This is a genomic window from Albirhodobacter sp. R86504 (assembly GCF_042466415.1).
In the GTDB taxonomy this organism is placed as follows: domain Bacteria; phylum Pseudomonadota; class Alphaproteobacteria; order Rhodobacterales; family Rhodobacteraceae; genus Albirhodobacter.
This window is the reverse complement of record NZ_JAXHCH010000002.1, coordinates 608,323-623,760: the sequence shown is the minus strand read 5'-3', so window position 1 is coordinate 623,760 and position 15,438 is coordinate 608,323. Positions and strand designations below refer to the sequence as shown.

17 protein-coding genes are annotated in these 15,438 nt (G+C 63.0%); all 17 read right to left on the bottom strand.

The features are described 5' to 3' along the window. Window positions 1-3 precede the first annotated feature (3 nt). Window positions 4-2,175, bottom strand: coding sequence for a phage tail protein (locus SJY32_RS05115; RefSeq protein WP_376872402.1), 2,172 nt, complete (start codon window positions 2,173-2,175; stop codon window positions 4-6). Further along, a complete protein-coding gene (locus SJY32_RS05110; protein WP_376872399.1) occupies window positions 2,168-2,557 on the bottom strand; it encodes a DUF6950 family protein in 390 nt (129 codons plus the stop codon). Before SJY32_RS05110 ends, SJY32_RS05115 begins: the two co-directional genes overlap by 8 nt. Next, window positions 2,557-3,126, bottom strand: a complete 570-nt coding sequence (locus tag SJY32_RS05105; RefSeq protein WP_376872396.1) for a hypothetical protein — start codon at window positions 3,124-3,126, stop codon at window positions 2,557-2,559. The genes SJY32_RS05110 and SJY32_RS05105 overlap by 1 nt, the downstream gene beginning before the upstream one ends. After that, complete coding sequence (locus SJY32_RS05100; RefSeq protein ID WP_376872393.1) at window positions 3,117-3,761, bottom strand: hypothetical protein; 645 nt, start codon at window positions 3,759-3,761, stop codon at window positions 3,117-3,119. The genes SJY32_RS05105 and SJY32_RS05100 overlap by 10 nt, the downstream gene beginning before the upstream one ends. Next, window positions 3,758-5,725 (bottom strand): hypothetical protein, encoded by a 1,968-nt coding sequence (locus SJY32_RS05095; RefSeq protein WP_376872390.1) that lies wholly within the window; start codon window positions 5,723-5,725, stop codon window positions 3,758-3,760. The genes SJY32_RS05100 and SJY32_RS05095 overlap by 4 nt, the downstream gene beginning before the upstream one ends. A 3-nt stretch (window positions 5,726-5,728) precedes the next feature. Continuing rightward, window positions 5,729-6,016 carry a hypothetical protein gene (locus SJY32_RS05090; protein ID WP_376872387.1) on the bottom strand — a complete coding sequence of 96 codons (288 nt, stop codon included), beginning with the start codon at window positions 6,014-6,016 and terminating at the stop codon, window positions 5,729-5,731. 29 nt (window positions 6,017-6,045) lie between these two features. Next, entirely contained in the window at window positions 6,046-6,411 is a 366-nt protein-coding gene (locus tag SJY32_RS05085) for a GTA-gp10 family protein (RefSeq protein WP_376872384.1), read from the bottom strand. Beyond that, window positions 6,411-6,833, bottom strand: a complete 423-nt coding sequence (locus tag SJY32_RS05080) for a phage tail tube protein (RefSeq protein WP_376872381.1) — start codon at window positions 6,831-6,833, stop codon at window positions 6,411-6,413. The genes SJY32_RS05085 and SJY32_RS05080 overlap by 1 nt, the downstream gene beginning before the upstream one ends. 32 nt (window positions 6,834-6,865) lie before the next feature. Then, on the bottom strand, window positions 6,866-7,297 hold the full coding sequence (locus SJY32_RS05075; protein ID WP_376872378.1) for a hypothetical protein: 432 nt from the start codon (window positions 7,295-7,297) through the stop codon (window positions 6,866-6,868). Further along, window positions 7,297-7,620: a hypothetical protein gene (locus tag SJY32_RS05070; RefSeq protein WP_376872375.1), complete on the bottom strand. Its 324-nt coding sequence runs from the start codon at window positions 7,618-7,620 to the stop codon at window positions 7,297-7,299. The genes SJY32_RS05075 and SJY32_RS05070 overlap by 1 nt, the downstream gene beginning before the upstream one ends. 1 nt (window position 7,621) lies before the next feature. Further along, window positions 7,622-7,972 (bottom strand): DUF2190 family protein, encoded by a 351-nt coding sequence (locus SJY32_RS05065; RefSeq protein ID WP_376872372.1) that lies wholly within the window; start codon window positions 7,970-7,972, stop codon window positions 7,622-7,624. A 79-nt stretch (window positions 7,973-8,051) separates the two neighbouring features. After that, window positions 8,052-10,124 carry a head maturation protease, ClpP-related gene (locus tag SJY32_RS05060; RefSeq protein ID WP_376872369.1) on the bottom strand — a complete coding sequence of 691 codons (2,073 nt, stop codon included), beginning with the start codon at window positions 10,122-10,124 and terminating at the stop codon, window positions 8,052-8,054. Then, entirely contained in the window at window positions 10,117-11,628 is a 1,512-nt protein-coding gene (locus tag SJY32_RS05055; protein WP_376872366.1) for a phage portal protein, read from the bottom strand. Before SJY32_RS05055 ends, SJY32_RS05060 begins: the two co-directional genes overlap by 8 nt. A gap of 4 nt (window positions 11,629-11,632) precedes the next feature. Next, a complete protein-coding gene (locus SJY32_RS05050; RefSeq protein ID WP_376872363.1) occupies window positions 11,633-11,839 on the bottom strand; it encodes a phage head-tail joining protein in 207 nt (68 codons plus the stop codon). Continuing rightward, window positions 11,830-13,902 (bottom strand): phage terminase large subunit family protein, encoded by a 2,073-nt coding sequence (locus tag SJY32_RS05045; protein WP_376872360.1) that lies wholly within the window; start codon window positions 13,900-13,902, stop codon window positions 11,830-11,832. Before SJY32_RS05045 ends, SJY32_RS05050 begins: the two co-directional genes overlap by 10 nt. Then, complete coding sequence (locus tag SJY32_RS05040) at window positions 13,902-14,543, bottom strand: hypothetical protein (protein WP_376872357.1); 642 nt, start codon at window positions 14,541-14,543, stop codon at window positions 13,902-13,904. Before SJY32_RS05040 ends, SJY32_RS05045 begins: the two co-directional genes overlap by 1 nt. Before the next feature lie 141 nt (window positions 14,544-14,684). After that, window positions 14,685-15,407, bottom strand: a complete 723-nt coding sequence (locus SJY32_RS05035; RefSeq protein ID WP_376872354.1) for a hypothetical protein — start codon at window positions 15,405-15,407, stop codon at window positions 14,685-14,687. Window positions 15,408-15,438: the final 31 nt, after the last annotated feature.

Below are 15,438 nucleotides of genomic sequence, written 5' to 3'. Positions count from 1 at the left end.
TCCTTAAGACACGTTTGCGACGGCGCCGGCCGAGACGGCCGAGGCGCTTGAGAATTGGTCGATCGCGCGGGCGAAGACGTAGTAAGTGCCCGCCGATTTTGCGTAGGTCCGGTTGCCGGAAACGTTGGGCCCTGCCGCGATGGTATCGATCAGCGTGGCATCGTCCGGATCGGCGCTTGGCCCGATCAGGATCTGCAAGCCCGATGCATCGCGGCTCGGCGATTGATCGAAATGCACCGCGATCGATCCCGTGCCGCCGGTCGCGCTGAGCTCCGGTGTGACGAGGACGCTTTCCGGCGCGGTCGGGGTGATCTCTTGCTCCGCCGTCCAATCGGACGAGCCGTAATTGCCCTTTGTGCGGGCGCGCACCGTGTAGATGACGTTCAGGCTTGCCGGGCTGATGTAGCCTGTCCGTGCGCCGGTCGCGTCCGCCGCATCCGGCCCGATATCGTCGCCATCGTGCCACAGGAGGAGCAGCTGGGTCCCCTCAATCGGCCGCGTCTCATACTGCCATTCGACCGTCGCATTCGGATCGGCCGTCACATCCACCCGCACCCGCGGCGTGATCGTGTTACCGATGATCTCCGCCGCTGCCGTGCCCGAACTCAGGGCAAGCGCGCTTGGCGTTTGCAGCCGCGCGATGAACGGATCGAAGGTCGCGCCTTCAACGTCTTGCTCCTCGGTTGCCGCATCCCATGCGTAGATCTCGGGCGAGGTTTGGCGCAGCACGATCGGGCAGCGCATCGCGACCTGATCCGCGTTTGACGGGATCAGTGCGGGCGCGATCTCCTCCACCTCATAAACCCCGTTCCACCTCTTCAGCGTCGGCATGTTGAGCGTGCAGGTTGACCCCGCCAGCAGTTCAAACGCGGAGGGCGGCGCCACACCCGACACGGCGCGCTGCATCCGCGTCCGCATCACCGCGATCTTGGCAAGGCGCTGCGCCTGGCGATGATCAATCACAAACGCGGTCGAGAGCGATCCGCTGCGCGCGGCCCCGCCATCCTCCGCCTGCGCGCCGGCCAAAACATAAGCGGGCGATTCCGCCGTCTCATAGGCGCGATCGGGCGCGGTGTAAGTCGCCACCGCCTCCGTCAGCAGATCCTCCTTCGACGACAGCCGCTGCAATTCCAGACTGTCGCCAACGAACTCGTCCAGCGTCACGGCGGGCGGCACGTAAACCGCAGGGACAATCGCGCGCCGCCCGCCCACACGGATCAGCCGGGACGCGCCCGCCGCCAAAAGCGGGTCGAGCTGATCCTCGATCTCCGATCCGTCCGACCAGACAAGCACACCGTCGCATTGGAATTGCGGCGTCTGGCTTGCGTCCTTGTTGGTGATCAGCGTATCCGCCACATCGGCCGCGCGCGCGAAGCTCTCGAGATCGAGCTGCGAGGCGAGATAGGGCCGCACCGGATTGCGCATCATCGCATCGAGGACGGCAAGCGCCTGATTACGGCTATGCGTCGTGAGACCGGTGCGCGGGTCATAAAGCTGCGACCAGTTCCCCTCCAACACCACCTCGGGTGGCGTCGAGGGCCAGCGCTCATAGCGCGCGCTTCCCGATCCCGCGTCCAAGCGCATCCACAACACGGTCTTGCCCTGCCACGCATCCGTCGCCGCGAAATAGTCGCTCTCCGCCACGATCACATCGGGGCATGACGTCTGATCGCCCTTCCCTATCCAATAGGTCAGATGGTCCACGAACGGCTCATTCACCGCCTGCGCGCCCGCGCCCGCAAAATCATAGGGATCGCCGCTGGCCTCAACGGTGCGTTTGTCGAGCAGCAGCGTAAACGGCCCCTCACTCTCGCGCGAATTGAGGATCCAGACGCCGTAGAAAATATCCCCAACGACTTGGAACCCCGCAGGCGTTCCGGGCACCCAGCCCGCGCCGTAGGCAAAGCGGTAAGCGGGCAAGGCGGTTGGGCGCGACAGTTCTGTGAAGACCGCTTCCGTGTTGTAACCCGTGCGCGACAAGGCGGCCGAGGCGGCACTGAGCAGCAGCGATCCGGCGATGCTCACGAAGGTCGAGGAGACGCCGAACGCGGCCCCGATCGCCGCCGACCAGCCAACCCCCGATTGGATGAGCGCCCAAGCCGTGAACACGGGCGCGGCCGCCGCGCTAGTCGCAAAGCAGATCAGCGCCGTGGTTGTAAAAAGCAGTTTATGCAATGCGGTAATCCATCACTGAGGCCCGCAAAATCGCGAGGCCGTTTTGAGTTTTGCCAGCCCATCGATTGGGCCCGACACACAGCAGCAATGAGGGGCGATCCTTGTGCAGCGTCAGGCCGATGCCGCCGATCGCGGTGCCCTCAACGAGCCCTGCCCGTTCCAGCGTCTCGCGGATTGTTCCGGCAGGATCGCGGCCAAGGTTGCGATGCGCCTCGCGCGCCGTGCGATACCCGCGCCAATGCGCCATCGGATCAAGCCCGTGCAGCTCCGCAAACGCCCCGCAAGCCGCCGTGCAGCAATCCGCCACGCCCCACGCAAAGGGCCGCAACATCGCGCGCTCCGCCGCCGCCATCGCGGCGTCAGCGCTTATGATCTGCGCCATTACTGTTCAGGCCATTGCAGCGTCTGCGCCCGCGCCGTTGCGGCCAGTAACCGCAACCCTGCCGTGTCATTAGGGAAGCGGCGCGATTGATCCTCATGGCTGTGATAAAACGCCGCCATGTCGCGGTCTTTTGGCCCACCGCCGAGCGTGATCGAGAGCTGGTGCGACGTCTTTCTGAGCTGCAAGGAGGTCACGTCCACCGTCCCGAAATACAGGCTCACCGGATCGCCAATGAGTTCGGTTCCGTTGCGATCGGTCGCGCAAGCAAACAGGATCTCGCACTCGCGCCCTCGCGCGTTCTGATCCGCTTCCGCCTCCAATTCATCAATCTCACCGATGATCGACAACGTGGCCCCGTCCACCACCGCGCCGTAGCTCTCGGACGGCAGGGTGATCGATCCAAACGGCCCCACGGGCGTCCACGTCTCGCCCCCGTAGGTCAGCAACCCCGTCCCGCTATGCGCGCGGATCTCGCCCGTCGGCCAATCGAGCCGCACCATCAGCACAGGATGGAAATACCCCTCCAGCGCATCCAGCGTCGCCGCACCAATCTCGCGCGTCACCCCCATGGATTGATCTCCTCAAACCCGCCCTGAACCTCATCCGCGAACACCTCCGTCATCGCCCAGTCGTAGGACCATGCGCTTGAGACCGCCTGAGACGGGCTTGGGAAGCTATCGACTGCAAACACGCGGCTCTCTGCGCCCCCGATCGTGAGCGCGCCGCCTGCCCCGACATCACCCGCCACAAACACCGTTGCCGTGCGATCCTCCGCCCCGATCACTCGGTTCACCGCGCGGTAAACCACCCCGCCCACGGTGAACGGCTCGTCAGGCCGCAAGAGCTCATACCGCGGCGGGATACCCGTGAGGGTGAAAGATTGCAGATCGCCCGAGGCGACCGCCACAGCCAAAACCCCGCCGGGCAACCACCGTTGTTTGCGCGGCACCGCGTTAGACCACAGCGACAGCCGGATCAGATGAAGCCCCCCATCGAGCAAGCGCTCCAAAGCTTCCATATAGCCCGCCGCTGTTTTGCCATGGCTGTGCGAGTTCACGGACAGGGCCGCAACATAGCGCGCGCGGCCTCGCGACGACGCATACCGCCGCCCCGTGAGCAAGGATCGCTCCGACGATATCGGCGCGGAGATCCGCAAGCTGCGCTCACGCGGACAAACCGGAGGCCATTGGAAAACTTTCGTCATTTTGCCCTCGTGAACGTCTTGCTAGATTGCTGCAGCGCGAACCCGCTGCGCACCGCGCTCTTCGCTGCCGCCTGCGCTTCCCGCGAAGCAATTGAATTAACATAGGCCTGTAACTGTCCGTCATCGCTCACAGAAACGCCGACATCCACCGTGGTGTGCGTGCCGCCACCGCCCATCATTTGTCGCGTCTTCTCGGCCGGAATGACCTGCGATCCGCGAGGAAGGTTCACCAGCTCCGCGCCGCGCTCCCCGACCAGCGCGAGGCCACCAGGCGCGGAAGGTGTTCCGTTGGCGAACCCCAAAAGCTTGCCAATCCCGCTAATCACGCCGCTCCCACCCGAGGTGCCAGCGCTACCCGCCCAGAAGTTTTCAAATGCGCTTTCCGCGAGGAAGGTCGCGAAGCTTTGCAGCAAGTCAGCCAGCGCCTCTTTCACCGATTTGGTGCCCGTGACGATGCCAGAAAATGCGCCCTTCATCGCGTCCTTGGTCGCGCTCATTTTCTCCGACAGTTTTTCAACGGCCGAGGTCGTTTTCCCAACACCCTTCGCAGCCCCGCCACCAGACGCGTCGACGTCATCGAGCGCGGCATTGAGCGCATCAATCTCCGTGCTGGTCCCGCTCGCACTGTCTTGTGTGCCATTCATCGCGCTGCGCAGCGCCTCCATCGAGGCGAGCGGTGCAGTGACCGCGCCCCATGATTTTGAGAGACTATCCCCGAATTCCGCGACACCCGAAGCCAGCTCATCCGCGGTTGCCCGCGCCGCCGCAGCCCCCGTGCCACCGCCCTCAATGCCCATTGCGCCCATCATCGAGGCCCAACCCTCAAGCACCGATGCAAACGCGCCCGCGAACGAGGCTTTGATCTTGAGCGTGACGAGGTCGATCTCCTCGCCTAGAAGCGACGCCCCCATCTTGATCCGTTCCCAGACCTCGACCGCCACATCTTTCACAGCTGACATCGCTGTGCCAAAGCTGCCCGCGCCCTTTACGAGGCGCGTGAACTGATAGACGAGCTCGCCCGCCGCCACGATCAAAAGGCCGATCCCCGTGCGCATCAGCGCCACGCGCAAGGCCGCAAGCGCGCCGGTCAAACGGAAGGTTTGAACCACCGCGATCGCTACGCCCGCTACAAATTGCGCAGATAGCGCCGTAGCCGCCACAAGTGCATAGCTCGCCAAACGCCCCATCTGCTCGCCCAATACGCGGATCGTCTCGCGCACCGGCCCGCCTACAGCCATCACGGCCGCCAGCCCACGCGCCATCGCATCGAGCGCAGGCGCGAGTGCCACCGTGATCTGCGAGACCAGCCCATCCCCGATCAGGCCGAGCGCCGAGATCGCATCATTGGCCTGCTCGATCTTGTTCGCGTCAAGTTCGCTGATCGCGTAGCCAAGGCTGCTGATCTCGGTGGCCGCCTGCGAAATCGTCGCCGGATCAAGCCGCGTCATCAAGAGAGAGCCTTCCTCTCCGAACAACTGCCCCGCGATCGCGGCGCGTTGCGCGGCCGGAATAAACTCGTTGATCGCGCCGTTGATCGCCGCCACCCGCTGATCGAGCGGCAGCGCCATCAAATCTTGCGCGTTGAGGTGTATCTTCGCGAGCGCATCCGCCACCGGCCCCCCGCCCGATGCCGCTTGGCTCAAACGGCGTTGAAGGTCTTTTGCGGATTGCTCGACCGAGTCGAGGCTAACCCCCGCCAGCTCGCCCGCGCGCTCCATCACCTGCAATGAGGCGGAGGTGGTGCCAAGCGATTGCGCCATCTTCGCCTGCGCGTCGATATAGGCCATCTGGTTGCGAATAGCCGCGCCCGAGAACGCGACCCCGATCGCCGCCGCGACTGGCGCAATCAGCTTTTGCAGCGTGGACGAGAACGCGCTGGCCTCACCCTTTGCGGCATTCAACCCTTGCCGGAAGGCCGATCCATCAAGCCCAAGCGTGGCGCGCAGTGCTGCAACTGTCGACATGGTTCACCTTTTCGAATTGAGATAATCGGCCATCCGGATCACGCCGACCTGCGCCGAGGCCCGCGCGAGTTGCCCCGCGAGCGCTTCCACGGGCAACGGCTCGCGCGGGGCGGTTTGCTGAAGCTCTGCGATATACTGATCAAGGCCTTTGTGATTGACGTTCGCTCCGATCCAAGCGGCCTCGGCGATCATCGCCCGATCCCGCGCGGAGCGTTGCCGCGCGCCCTCGAGCTGCGCGAGGTAGAGCCGCGGCGTCAGGCGCCAGAACGCGGCAGGGTCAAACCCCGCCACGATATGGGCCGTCAGCGCCGCTTCAAAATCTAGCGACCCTGACTGGTCTTGCCCGCCCGTGTTTTCGTCCGGATCGCTTTGGGCTTTTTTCCGCCATCAGGAAACGCTGCCTCGAAAGCCTTGCCAAACGCCGCCCCTGCATCATCGAGATTTGCACCGATGATCTGACCGGCGGTTTTCAGATCGATCTCGGGATGGTGGGTTTGCAACATCGCCCAAAGGAGCGCCCGCATATCCGAGAACGTCCCCTTGCCCTGCTCGATCAGCATCATCCGCGCCTGCGCGCCCTCACCGATCTGCGCTTCAAACTCGCAAAGCGCGTTGAAATCGAGGACAAGCGTGAGCTGCTTGCCCTCAAAACTCAGATGCACTTCACCTTTCAACGGGCCCGCCATCAGTCAATCACCTCCGCCTTCACGCGGATTTTGGCCGTGGCCATCATCTTGCTTTTCGCGTTGATACCGGTCGGGCGGTAGCTTTTGACATAGGCCGCCCAAGTGCGCTCCGTTGCCCCCACTGCTTTGATCTCGAGCAAGAAATCCTCGCCAGAAACCATCAGCCCCGTCAGTAGTACATCCGTCGCGCTGCCGGGCGCATATTGAATTGCCAAATCCCAATCGACGGCCTTTTTCATGCCGTTGATACTCTCCTCGGTATCACCGGGGCTCTCCAGATGGGTCGTGTCGATATCGTCGGGCGTCTGATCGGGGAAGTCGAATTCCTCAACCCCCACCAGCTTTGTCCAGGTCGGGGTTTCGCCCACGCCAATGCGGACCGTTGAGCCATACCCACGGGTCACGCCGCTGCTTGCAGACATGTCACTCTCCTATGTTTTGAATGGTTTAGGCGTCAGTCGCCCGCGCCGTAATCCGGTTCCAAGGGCCAGCCCTCGATCCGGAACGTCATTTGCAACGTACCCACGCGCTGCGCGCCGGAACCGTCAATTGTCACCTCGGTATCGCTCAGGCTCGCCATCCGCTGCGGGTCAGCGAGCAAGGCTGTGAGCACGATCCGTTCCACCGCCTCACTGTCGAAATCGAGAACATCCTCGAGATCATCGCCGCCGAGGCGCTTGAGCACCACGATCAGCTGCGTGCTGCGCGTCGAGACATCCTGCGCATCGAGCACCTTGGTCTCGCGCGGCGTGGCAACGCCGAACACCGGCAACTCGGACGCGTCGATCGTTTGCGCCCAAGCCGATCGCTGATTGAAGGCGCTGAACTCTGCGCTCATCATCATCGCCACCCGCACCGTTTCGCGGAAGGTTGCGCGGTAATGCATTATGCAACCTCCTCGAGCTCGCAGATGATAAAGCGGTCATCTGCGGGCGAAACGCTCGGGCGTTGGTTGACGATCTCGTAGGTTTTCCCGTCACCAGGCTGGATCAGATCGCCCTTGGCAGGTGTGATCCCGAGGTCTTTCGGCACACGCCAGATCGGCAAGAGCATGAGCACATCATGCCCGTCCGGCCCCGATGACAGCGCATCCTCAAACCGGAACACCGATTGCACCACCCGCGCCGCACCGCCCGCAGGCTGGTAGCTGACCGGATCGCCAAACACATCGTTCAGCAATCCGGAGATGCCGCTAAACAGCTCGCGCATGTTACGCGGTGACCGCTTCCGGCGCGGACCCGTTCAGACGCACCGTGCCCGTCGCGGACGGATTGATCGCAACAGCAATTGCGGCACCGATGAACAGGTTCCCCGCCGTGCTCGCGGTCGTGGCAAGCCCCGTGGCCGGATCGGCATAGATCGCATCACCCTCATCCCACGCCTGCGCCGAGACCTTCGCAAGGTCGTAAACCCCCGTCAGCATCACCTCGACCGGATTGCCCGCCAGCGCGTCGTGCTGTGCCACACCGCACAAGACGCCCGCCACAACAAGCCCGCCCCCGAGCACATCAGCGCCCGCCGTCAGGGTGACGCAATCGCCCTTTTGAACAAAGTTTTTCATGTCATTTTCCCATGGTTGTGTTTGAAAGCGACGAAGGGCGCCCCGCGGCGCCCTTTCGTCAAAACTGTGATCGACCGGCTTATGCGCCGGCGTTTTTGTAGCCGCCGCGATGATCCACAGCACCCATCCCGAAATCATGCTCCAGCGTCATCGAGAAGCCTTGCGTCCCGAACGGTTCCTCTGTGCGCAGGCGCGGAGCCTCGGCCCCTTCCAAGAATCCATGCACGAAGCACGGATTGGCCGCGCTCAACAAATACCACGGATTGCCCGTGATCTCGCTGGTCACGACAGGCGTCAGCTTGCCCGAGAACGGGTTCACGTCCGAAGTGGCCGTCGGCGTGATCGAGGCGAGGAACATCTCGGCCTCGGTTTCCTTGTCGGGGCCGCACAGAAGGATGCTCGGCGCGTTGGACATGATTGTATTGCCATCGATCGATTTTTGCTTGCGCATCGCCGCGCGGCCTTTCGAGACGCTGGCTGTGTTGATCGCCGCAGCCGTCGTGGCAAGGTTGCCGTGATCGGCATGGAACAGCGTTTTTCCATCCGCCATTTGTGCAGACAAAGCATAGGCGTAGAACGTCTTTTCTTCAAAGAACGCAACGGTTTCGCCGTAGCTCGACAGCACCTCATCGATCGCACCGAGGTCATCATTGATGATCATCTGGCGGCTGATCGTCACGCCAACTGCGTAGGAGCTGATCAGCGCTTGTTCACCGCTTTCGCCGAAGGTGCCGAACTTGATTTCCCCCGTCTCGCTGATCGGTTTGAGCATCGGGAAATCACCGGCACGGACCAAAGGCATCGGGCGGAAATCGCGGAAGTTCTTCTTTTTCGAGATCGCGCGATAGGTCGGCACGGCGAGCGCGTAGCGGTCTTGGAGCTGCTTGTTCAACGCGTTCTGGAAGATTGCGGGGAAGTCGCTCGTCGCGTGGCTCGCCGCCATCATAACGTCGAGGCGCTGCCCCGAATTGCGGATTGGCCCGCGATGGCCGATGCACTGCGCCGCCATCTCAACGAGTGATAGATCCATAAACGGACGCGAGGCGGCATCCACCGCGCCCGCGCCGCTGATCTGCGCCACGATTGCCGCCGACATTGCCGTGCGGCGGGTGTCACGCTCATCGCGCAGGATCCGCGCGCGCGGCGCATGGTTGGTCATTTTCACTTTGGAACCCTTCCCGTTCAATTCCGCGACAGCCTCGCGGCAGGTCAAACCACGCGCGAGGAAATCCGCCGCGCGATCGCTGCTCAGGCCCTGACGCGCGCACATCCGCACGATGGCCAGCGCCTCCGCCGGGCTTGCGCCGTCCTCTTCCTTGTCCTCGCCCGCGTCATCGGTTTCCTCGGCGGTCACTTCGTCAGTCTCTTCCGCGACCTCATCGGTCTGGTCGTCTTGCGATGCCGTCACATCGTCTTCCTCGGCCAGCTCATCCGTGTCAGCCGCATCAGAGGCGGTGATCTTGGTCATGTTGGGTTTACCCATGGTGCGTTCCTTCTTTCCGTTGGGATTTGGGGCCCCCGCCATCATGGCGAAGACCGATGCGCGTGCGCGTGTTGCGCGCAGCTCGCCCGCCCGCGCCCGCAAATCCGCAGGCGCTTTGGCATAGAGCCGGTAGTCGAAGGCCGCAGGGGCCGTCTCATCGCCATCACCCTCGGCGATGGTCGCAAACCCTGCTTCAACGGCGCTCAAACCGTCGAAATAGGTTTCGGATTTCATGATTTCGCGCGCCTCATCGACGCTGATCGCGGCGCGCTTGGCATAGATGCCGGCATAGGCGTTCGCGATCACGCGCAGGCTATTGGCCGCTTGCAGGTGATCCTCTTCCGTGCCGCGCCCCTCAACATACCAGGTCGCCGGATCGTGGATCATCATCACCGCGCCCATCGACATGGTGATCGTGTCGCCCGCCATCGCAACCAAGCTGGCCGCAGAGGCCGCGATGCCTTCAACGATCACCGTCACCGGCCCATCGTATCCACGCAGCGCGGTGTAAATCGCTTGGCCCTCGGTCGCGATGCCGCCGCCGGAATTGAGGCGCACCGTCAGCGGGCCAGACAGCCCCGCAAGCTGATCGCGCACCTGTTTGGCGGTGAAATAGTCCTCATCCCAGAACGAGGACCCCACCGTGCCGTAAAGAAGCAGCTCAGTCATTTGTCTTGGTCTCCTTCAAATTGGTCTCAACCGACCGCCCGAGATCGGACCGCGGATCACTGTCAAAGATCAGGTCGAGCGTATTTGCATCCGCGCGATCCTGCGCGATCTCTTCCATGAGGCGTTCCGGATCGATGCCAAGCTGGCGCACCACTTGCTGGCGGGAGGCAAAGCCCGCGCGCACCGCCTCTTTCAACGCGGTAAACTCGCGCGCCGGATCAACGATCACGCGGCGCGGCGGCACCCAGCTGATCGACAAATCATCCCAGATGTCTTCCGGAATGCCCGCCGCCGCCATCTCCGCCGCATCCACCGCCGCCCATGCTTCAATGAAGCGTTTGCCGATCGGGTGCATGAGTTGCGGGATCAGCATCAGCCATTGCCAAACGCTGACATTGGCATCCATCTCGATCCGGCCCATCCGCGCCGAGCTGAAATTGACCTGCGCAAGATCGCCGCTGAGCGCCTCATAGCTCAGCCCCATCCCCGCCGCGACCGAGCGCAGCACCGACCGCGTGAATTCGTCGTATCCCTCAACGCCCGGAGGCGCTGCGAATTTGACATCCTCGCCATCGGTGAGGTCGTAAATCATCCCTGGCATGATCGTATCCGGTGCCGGACGCGCCTGCGCCGAGGCGTTGCCGCCATCGCCCAAAACGCGGAACGCCGCAAAGCAGGCCGCGATCTTTTGGCGCATCAGCTGCGCATCCTCGTGATCGTCGAGGTCTTGCAGCCGAAGCATCACCGGCGCGAACCAAGTCACACCGCGTTGCTGGCCCGGGCGATCGGTGCGGTAGATGTGCAAAACCTCTTCCGCCGGAACCCGCTCCGAAATCCCGCGCCGCGTGCCGGGCGACCAATCCCCGCCCGGATGCTCGGGGAACAGCCAATAGGCCACGCGGCGTTTCTCCGCGTCATACTCAATCCCCTCGCGGATCTCGGAACCATCCGGTGCGAAGGACAGCTTGGACGTGTCGAGGTAATCGGGCTCCAACACATCGAGCTCCAAGGGCAGTGAGCCGCGCGCATCCGAGCCGGGATAGAACCGCACGAGGCATTCGCCCGCATCCACGACCGTATTCATCACCAGCCGTTGCAGCCCGTAGAGATTATTGCGCTTTTGGCGGTCAATCTCGACCGTATCGAACAGCGACTCGATCCGCTCCAATCCGCGCGCTCGGATGCGCTTTTTCACATCATCGTTGAGCTTGCTGCCCCCCTTGATCTGGACCTTGGGCAAGATGCCATCGCCCACGACATTGCCCGCGATCACCGCCTGCGCCCGCGTGGCGAAGGGCGTGTTGCGCACCATGTCGCGCGAATAAGCCGCCATCAGCGCGCGTTTACGCCCTGCCGCATCGGCATCGCTGCGATCCGCGCGGATGCTGCTGGATCGCCGCCCGACCGTTGCCGCATCGTAATGCGCAACCACCGCCCGCGACCGCGCACGCCCCTCCGCCCACCGGGGCGCAACCGCCACGATAGCCCGCTCAAACATGTTCATTGGCTTAGCCCTTTCGGAAGGTCGGGTAACGCTGACCGCTCGGCACGGCAGGCGCGAAGCTCCGCTCCATCAGTGCCTTGATCCGCAGCATCTCATCGAGACTGCGGAACGAGACTTCCTCGCCGTTGCCCAGCTTCGCGCTGGTCACCCCCTTCGCGAGCATCCCGCAGAGGGTTTGGTATTGTTGTTGTGTGAATGAGCTCACAGCCACTTATCCCTCTTTTTGATCCAACCGCTGCCCGCAGGGGCGTTTGCGGCGGTGTGTTCGGACACGCGCGGCGTCACAGGTGCCGGTGCCAAACGCCCCGATAGTTCGGGCGCGGGTGCCGATTCTGGTTTAGGATCTGCAACGACCGCCACGGCCGCCGTGAACAGATCGCCCTGCGGCTCCTCCGCAGGCCCGCCGCGTTCAAGATCGAGCTGGTCCCACATCGCATCGCTCATATAGGTCCATTGCTTGAACCGCGCGCCCGCCTCGGCCATTAGCATCGTATCGAGCGCCTCATTGCGGCGACCGGCTTCCGAGACGACCCAGCGGCTGACCATCACGCCCGAGGTCGCGCGTTTCAAAATCCGCACCTCGGCGGTGACTTGGCGGTAATATTCATCCCCAAGCCCCGCCGCGAAGGCGCAAAACCCGCGCTCCGCCGGATCGTCTTTCTCGAGCCAAGTGTAGAAATCGGCCTTCAATTGGCTGACCCCGACGATGAAGCCCTGCTTGCGTTTGCGCCGCGCCATCCGGTCGCTGCGCTTGTCGAACTCCATTCGCTTCAACGGGGCCGCCATCGCGCTGGTCGCACCCTTGGTGACGATGACGCGGGTGTAGGGATGCTTGAGCGCCCAATCCCAAACGTCCTCGGTGTAAGCGCCACCATCGATCGCCAGCACATCAAGCGCGATCCGACGCCCTACTTCCGTCCGCCATGTCGATTTCAACACCTGATTGAGCGCGGAGCGCGCCTCATCGGTGCTGATGTGGTGCGGGATCACCTGATTATCGATCACCCAACGGCGGTAGTTGCGCCCGAATGCAACGATCTGGATCTCCGTGCGATCTCCCTGGCAATCGACGCCCGCCGCCAAGATCACGCCAGTGGCTGGCACGATCCCGCATTGCAGCGCCTTGCCGCTTTCCTCATCGGCATGTTCCACGCGGTCGCGCAGCTTTTCCCAATCAGGCCCCTTGCTCGCTTGCTCGTATGGGAGGCCCAACACATCGTTGAAAAACGTCTGCTCGGTCTGCGCGTCGACCTGTTCGGCAAATTTTTCCTCGGTCTCTGCCGTCATCGCGAGACCCGTCCATCCCATCACCTGCGCGTATTCCACCGCGATCGAGGCCCAATCACGTTGCGGAACATAAGCCCGCCACAGGTGAAAGCCCGGATGATCTCCGGTCGGGTTCACCGGGATCCAGACACCCTTCGCGACCATCGCCTCCTTATGGCTATGATCGATCACGCAGCCACAGGCCTCGCAGGTGAAATGCGCCGCCGCCAACCGTTCGGGATCAATGTTCTTGCGGAAGTTCTCCCAAGTCAGCGGCGCCATGTTGCCGCAATGCGGGCATGGCAGGTTGTAATATTCCTGCGTCGATCGTTTAAACGCCCGCGTGATCCGGCACGTCCCCACGATCTGCGGCGTCGAAATCCGCGCAATCTTGGCCTCGTCAAACCCGCTCGCACGGCTCACCGCCAGCTGCTCGGGATCGCCCTTGGGCGTCATCTCGAACTTCGAGACGTCATCCATCAACACCAGCCGTCGCGTCGTTCCTGCGAGATCATCCGGCGAACCGGCGCTCGCGACCTTCAACGTGCCATCACGGCGCACCGTTTCTTGGTTGTGCAGCGTATCGGTTTGCTCGCCGCGCCCATCCCCGAAGATCAACCGCAGGCTTGGCGCTTGCCGGCGCATCGGCATCCATTTCGCCCGCACCCATTCGGTGGCCGAGGACGATGTCGGGTGAACCACCAAACTATCGAGCGGCCCGTATTCATGCCACGCGCCCAAGGTCGGGTTCAAAACCGAAACCGTCTTGCCCCATTGCGCCGATCCGCGCAGCGTCACCTCACGGCTCGGATGTTCCGGCGAGAGCACCTCGTGGATCCGGCGCAAAAACGGAAAGCGCGCGATGTCGAACTTGCCCGCGAAGGGCGAACGCTCGTCAAACTCGATATTCTCCTCGCACCAGCGCGTGATATCGGGCGGCGGTGGCGGCAGCATTGCCTGTTCCATCCCCCGCAGGATTGCGGCCTCTGCCGATCCAATGAACCCCATCAGCGTTCCGCCTCTCGTTCAGCCTCCGTCAAAACGGTGCTTTGCGCATCGATCATCAACTCGTTCGCCCGCCGCGATCGATACTCGCGCCAGACCTGCATCAGGATCTGCCGCGTCTCGCGATAATCGACGCCCATCTTATCAGCGACAGACCGCGCCCCATCGCGCAGCACCGTCTCGAATTTGCCGATCTCTTGCGAGACGAGCCGCGCGGTCGCCTGCTCGACCTCAGCCGCGATCACCCAACGCCCCTCGTCGCGCTCATTGTCGCGCCGTTTGCGCCGGGCATCTTCTTCCGCACTTTGCGTCCGCGCCAGCTCGTAGCGATCCGGATCGGCGGGCGACAAAGCCCCGTCTCCGCGCGGCGCGGCCGCAACGGCTTTGGGCACAGGCCTTGGCGATGCCTTGGGCCCCGCATCATCAATCTCGCGCAGTGCTTTCTTCGTCGCCGCGCCATTCCCCATCATCTGCCCGCGATCGAGCCCGCCCTTGAGCGCCGCCGTCGCGCGATCGATATCGAACAGGCGCTGGCGTCCTTCGCCGGTGAAGCAACCCGACAAAACACCGGACGCGACATATTGAGAAATGCGCGCGCGGGAGACGCCTAAAGCATCTGCCAAACGTGCTGCATTTACTTGCACGTCGACCTCCCTTTCTCGCACGAACTATGTTAAGTCAGATAGTTAAGCGCTGTTGTTAAGGCTTTGCGTTAAGTTAAGCGGCACGGAACAGTCGGGGCGCGAATTACCCGTGACGCAAACCCGCTCGGGAAGGACCCGCGCTTACCTGCCCGCCTTCAGAGCCGCTTTCGCCAGCTCCTTTTCCAACGACGCTCGCAAATTAATTGGCAAGCGTTCCTCGAACACCTCGCCCGCACCGTCATAGAACCCAAGGCGCTTCTCATAGACCGGCGCGTGATCAACGAAGGCCAGCACGATATTGAGCGCGCCGTTCGTCTCGCGACGATACACGCCGGGCGTCAGCCCATGCTTGGGCACGAAGTAACTCGCGCGGTTCTTCTCACGTTTGCGCGAGGCATCCGTGGCATTGCTCCGCGTATCGCGCTGCGCACCCAACGCCGAGAGGACCTGGTTGCGCTCGCCCTTTGACCAGTTGCCAAACGCGTCCAACTTCGCCCCGTCCGCCGGGATCGCCGCGGCGAGAACGCCGGAATAGGCCAAGCGCGATGAGAGCAGACCTTCCAAACCCGTCTGGCCGCGAGACCCGCCCCGCTCTTGAACCTTGAGGAAGTGCCGAGGTCCAACCGAGTTACGTTCCTGCACGGCCGCCGTCATGTTTCGCGGATTGGCCTTCCAGACCATGAAAGCGTTCTTGGTAAACCGCGTCGGACGATCGAACACGACCTCCATCCGATCTTGCATATAGGTCAGCACATCCTTGGCGGTATCGTTCAACGCATTCGCCGCCGCCCATGGCATCCGCTTTTCGGAAACGCCCTCAAGCGCACGGTCAAACTGTGAACGGTTGATTTGCAAGTGAAACATTCCGCACCTCAAGCGCCGGATATGAAAAAGC

Bases quoted from the DNA above. Each gene is read 5' to 3' on its own strand.
- SJY32_RS05110 (WP_376872399.1), bottom strand. From the start codon at position 2,557: ATGGCGCAGATCATAAGCGCTGACGCCGCGATGGCGGCGGCGGAGCGC.
- SJY32_RS05100 (WP_376872393.1), bottom strand. From the start codon at position 3,761: ATGACGAAAGTTTTCCAATGGCCTCCGGTTTGTCCGCGTGAGCGCAGC.
- SJY32_RS05065 (WP_376872372.1), bottom strand. From the start codon at position 7,972: ATGAAAAACTTTGTTCAAAAGGGCGATTGCGTCACCCTGACGGCGGGC.
- SJY32_RS05045 (WP_376872360.1), bottom strand. From the start codon at position 13,902: ATGGGGTTCATTGGATCGGCAGAGGCCGCAATCCTGCGGGGGATGGAA.
- SJY32_RS05060 (WP_376872369.1), bottom strand. From the start codon at position 10,124: ATGACTGAGCTGCTTCTTTACGGCACGGTGGGGTCCTCGTTCTGGGAT.
- SJY32_RS05105 (WP_376872396.1), bottom strand. From the start codon at position 3,126: ATGGGGGTGACGCGCGAGATTGGTGCGGCGACGCTGGATGCGCTGGAG.
- SJY32_RS05055 (WP_376872366.1), bottom strand. From the start codon at position 11,628: ATGAACATGTTTGAGCGGGCTATCGTGGCGGTTGCGCCCCGGTGGGCG.
- SJY32_RS05085 (WP_376872384.1), bottom strand. From the start codon at position 6,411: ATGGCGGGCCCGTTGAAAGGTGAAGTGCATCTGAGTTTTGAGGGCAAG.
- SJY32_RS05095 (WP_376872390.1), bottom strand. From the start codon at position 5,725: ATGTCGACAGTTGCAGCACTGCGCGCCACGCTTGGGCTTGATGGATCG.
- SJY32_RS05035 (WP_376872354.1), bottom strand. From the start codon at position 15,407: ATGTTTCACTTGCAAATCAACCGTTCACAGTTTGACCGTGCGCTTGAG.
- SJY32_RS05080 (WP_376872381.1), bottom strand. From the start codon at position 6,833: ATGTCTGCAAGCAGCGGCGTGACCCGTGGGTATGGCTCAACGGTCCGC.
- SJY32_RS05075 (WP_376872378.1), bottom strand. From the start codon at position 7,297: ATGCATTACCGCGCAACCTTCCGCGAAACGGTGCGGGTGGCGATGATG.
- SJY32_RS05070 (WP_376872375.1), bottom strand. From the start codon at position 7,620: ATGCGCGAGCTGTTTAGCGGCATCTCCGGATTGCTGAACGATGTGTTT.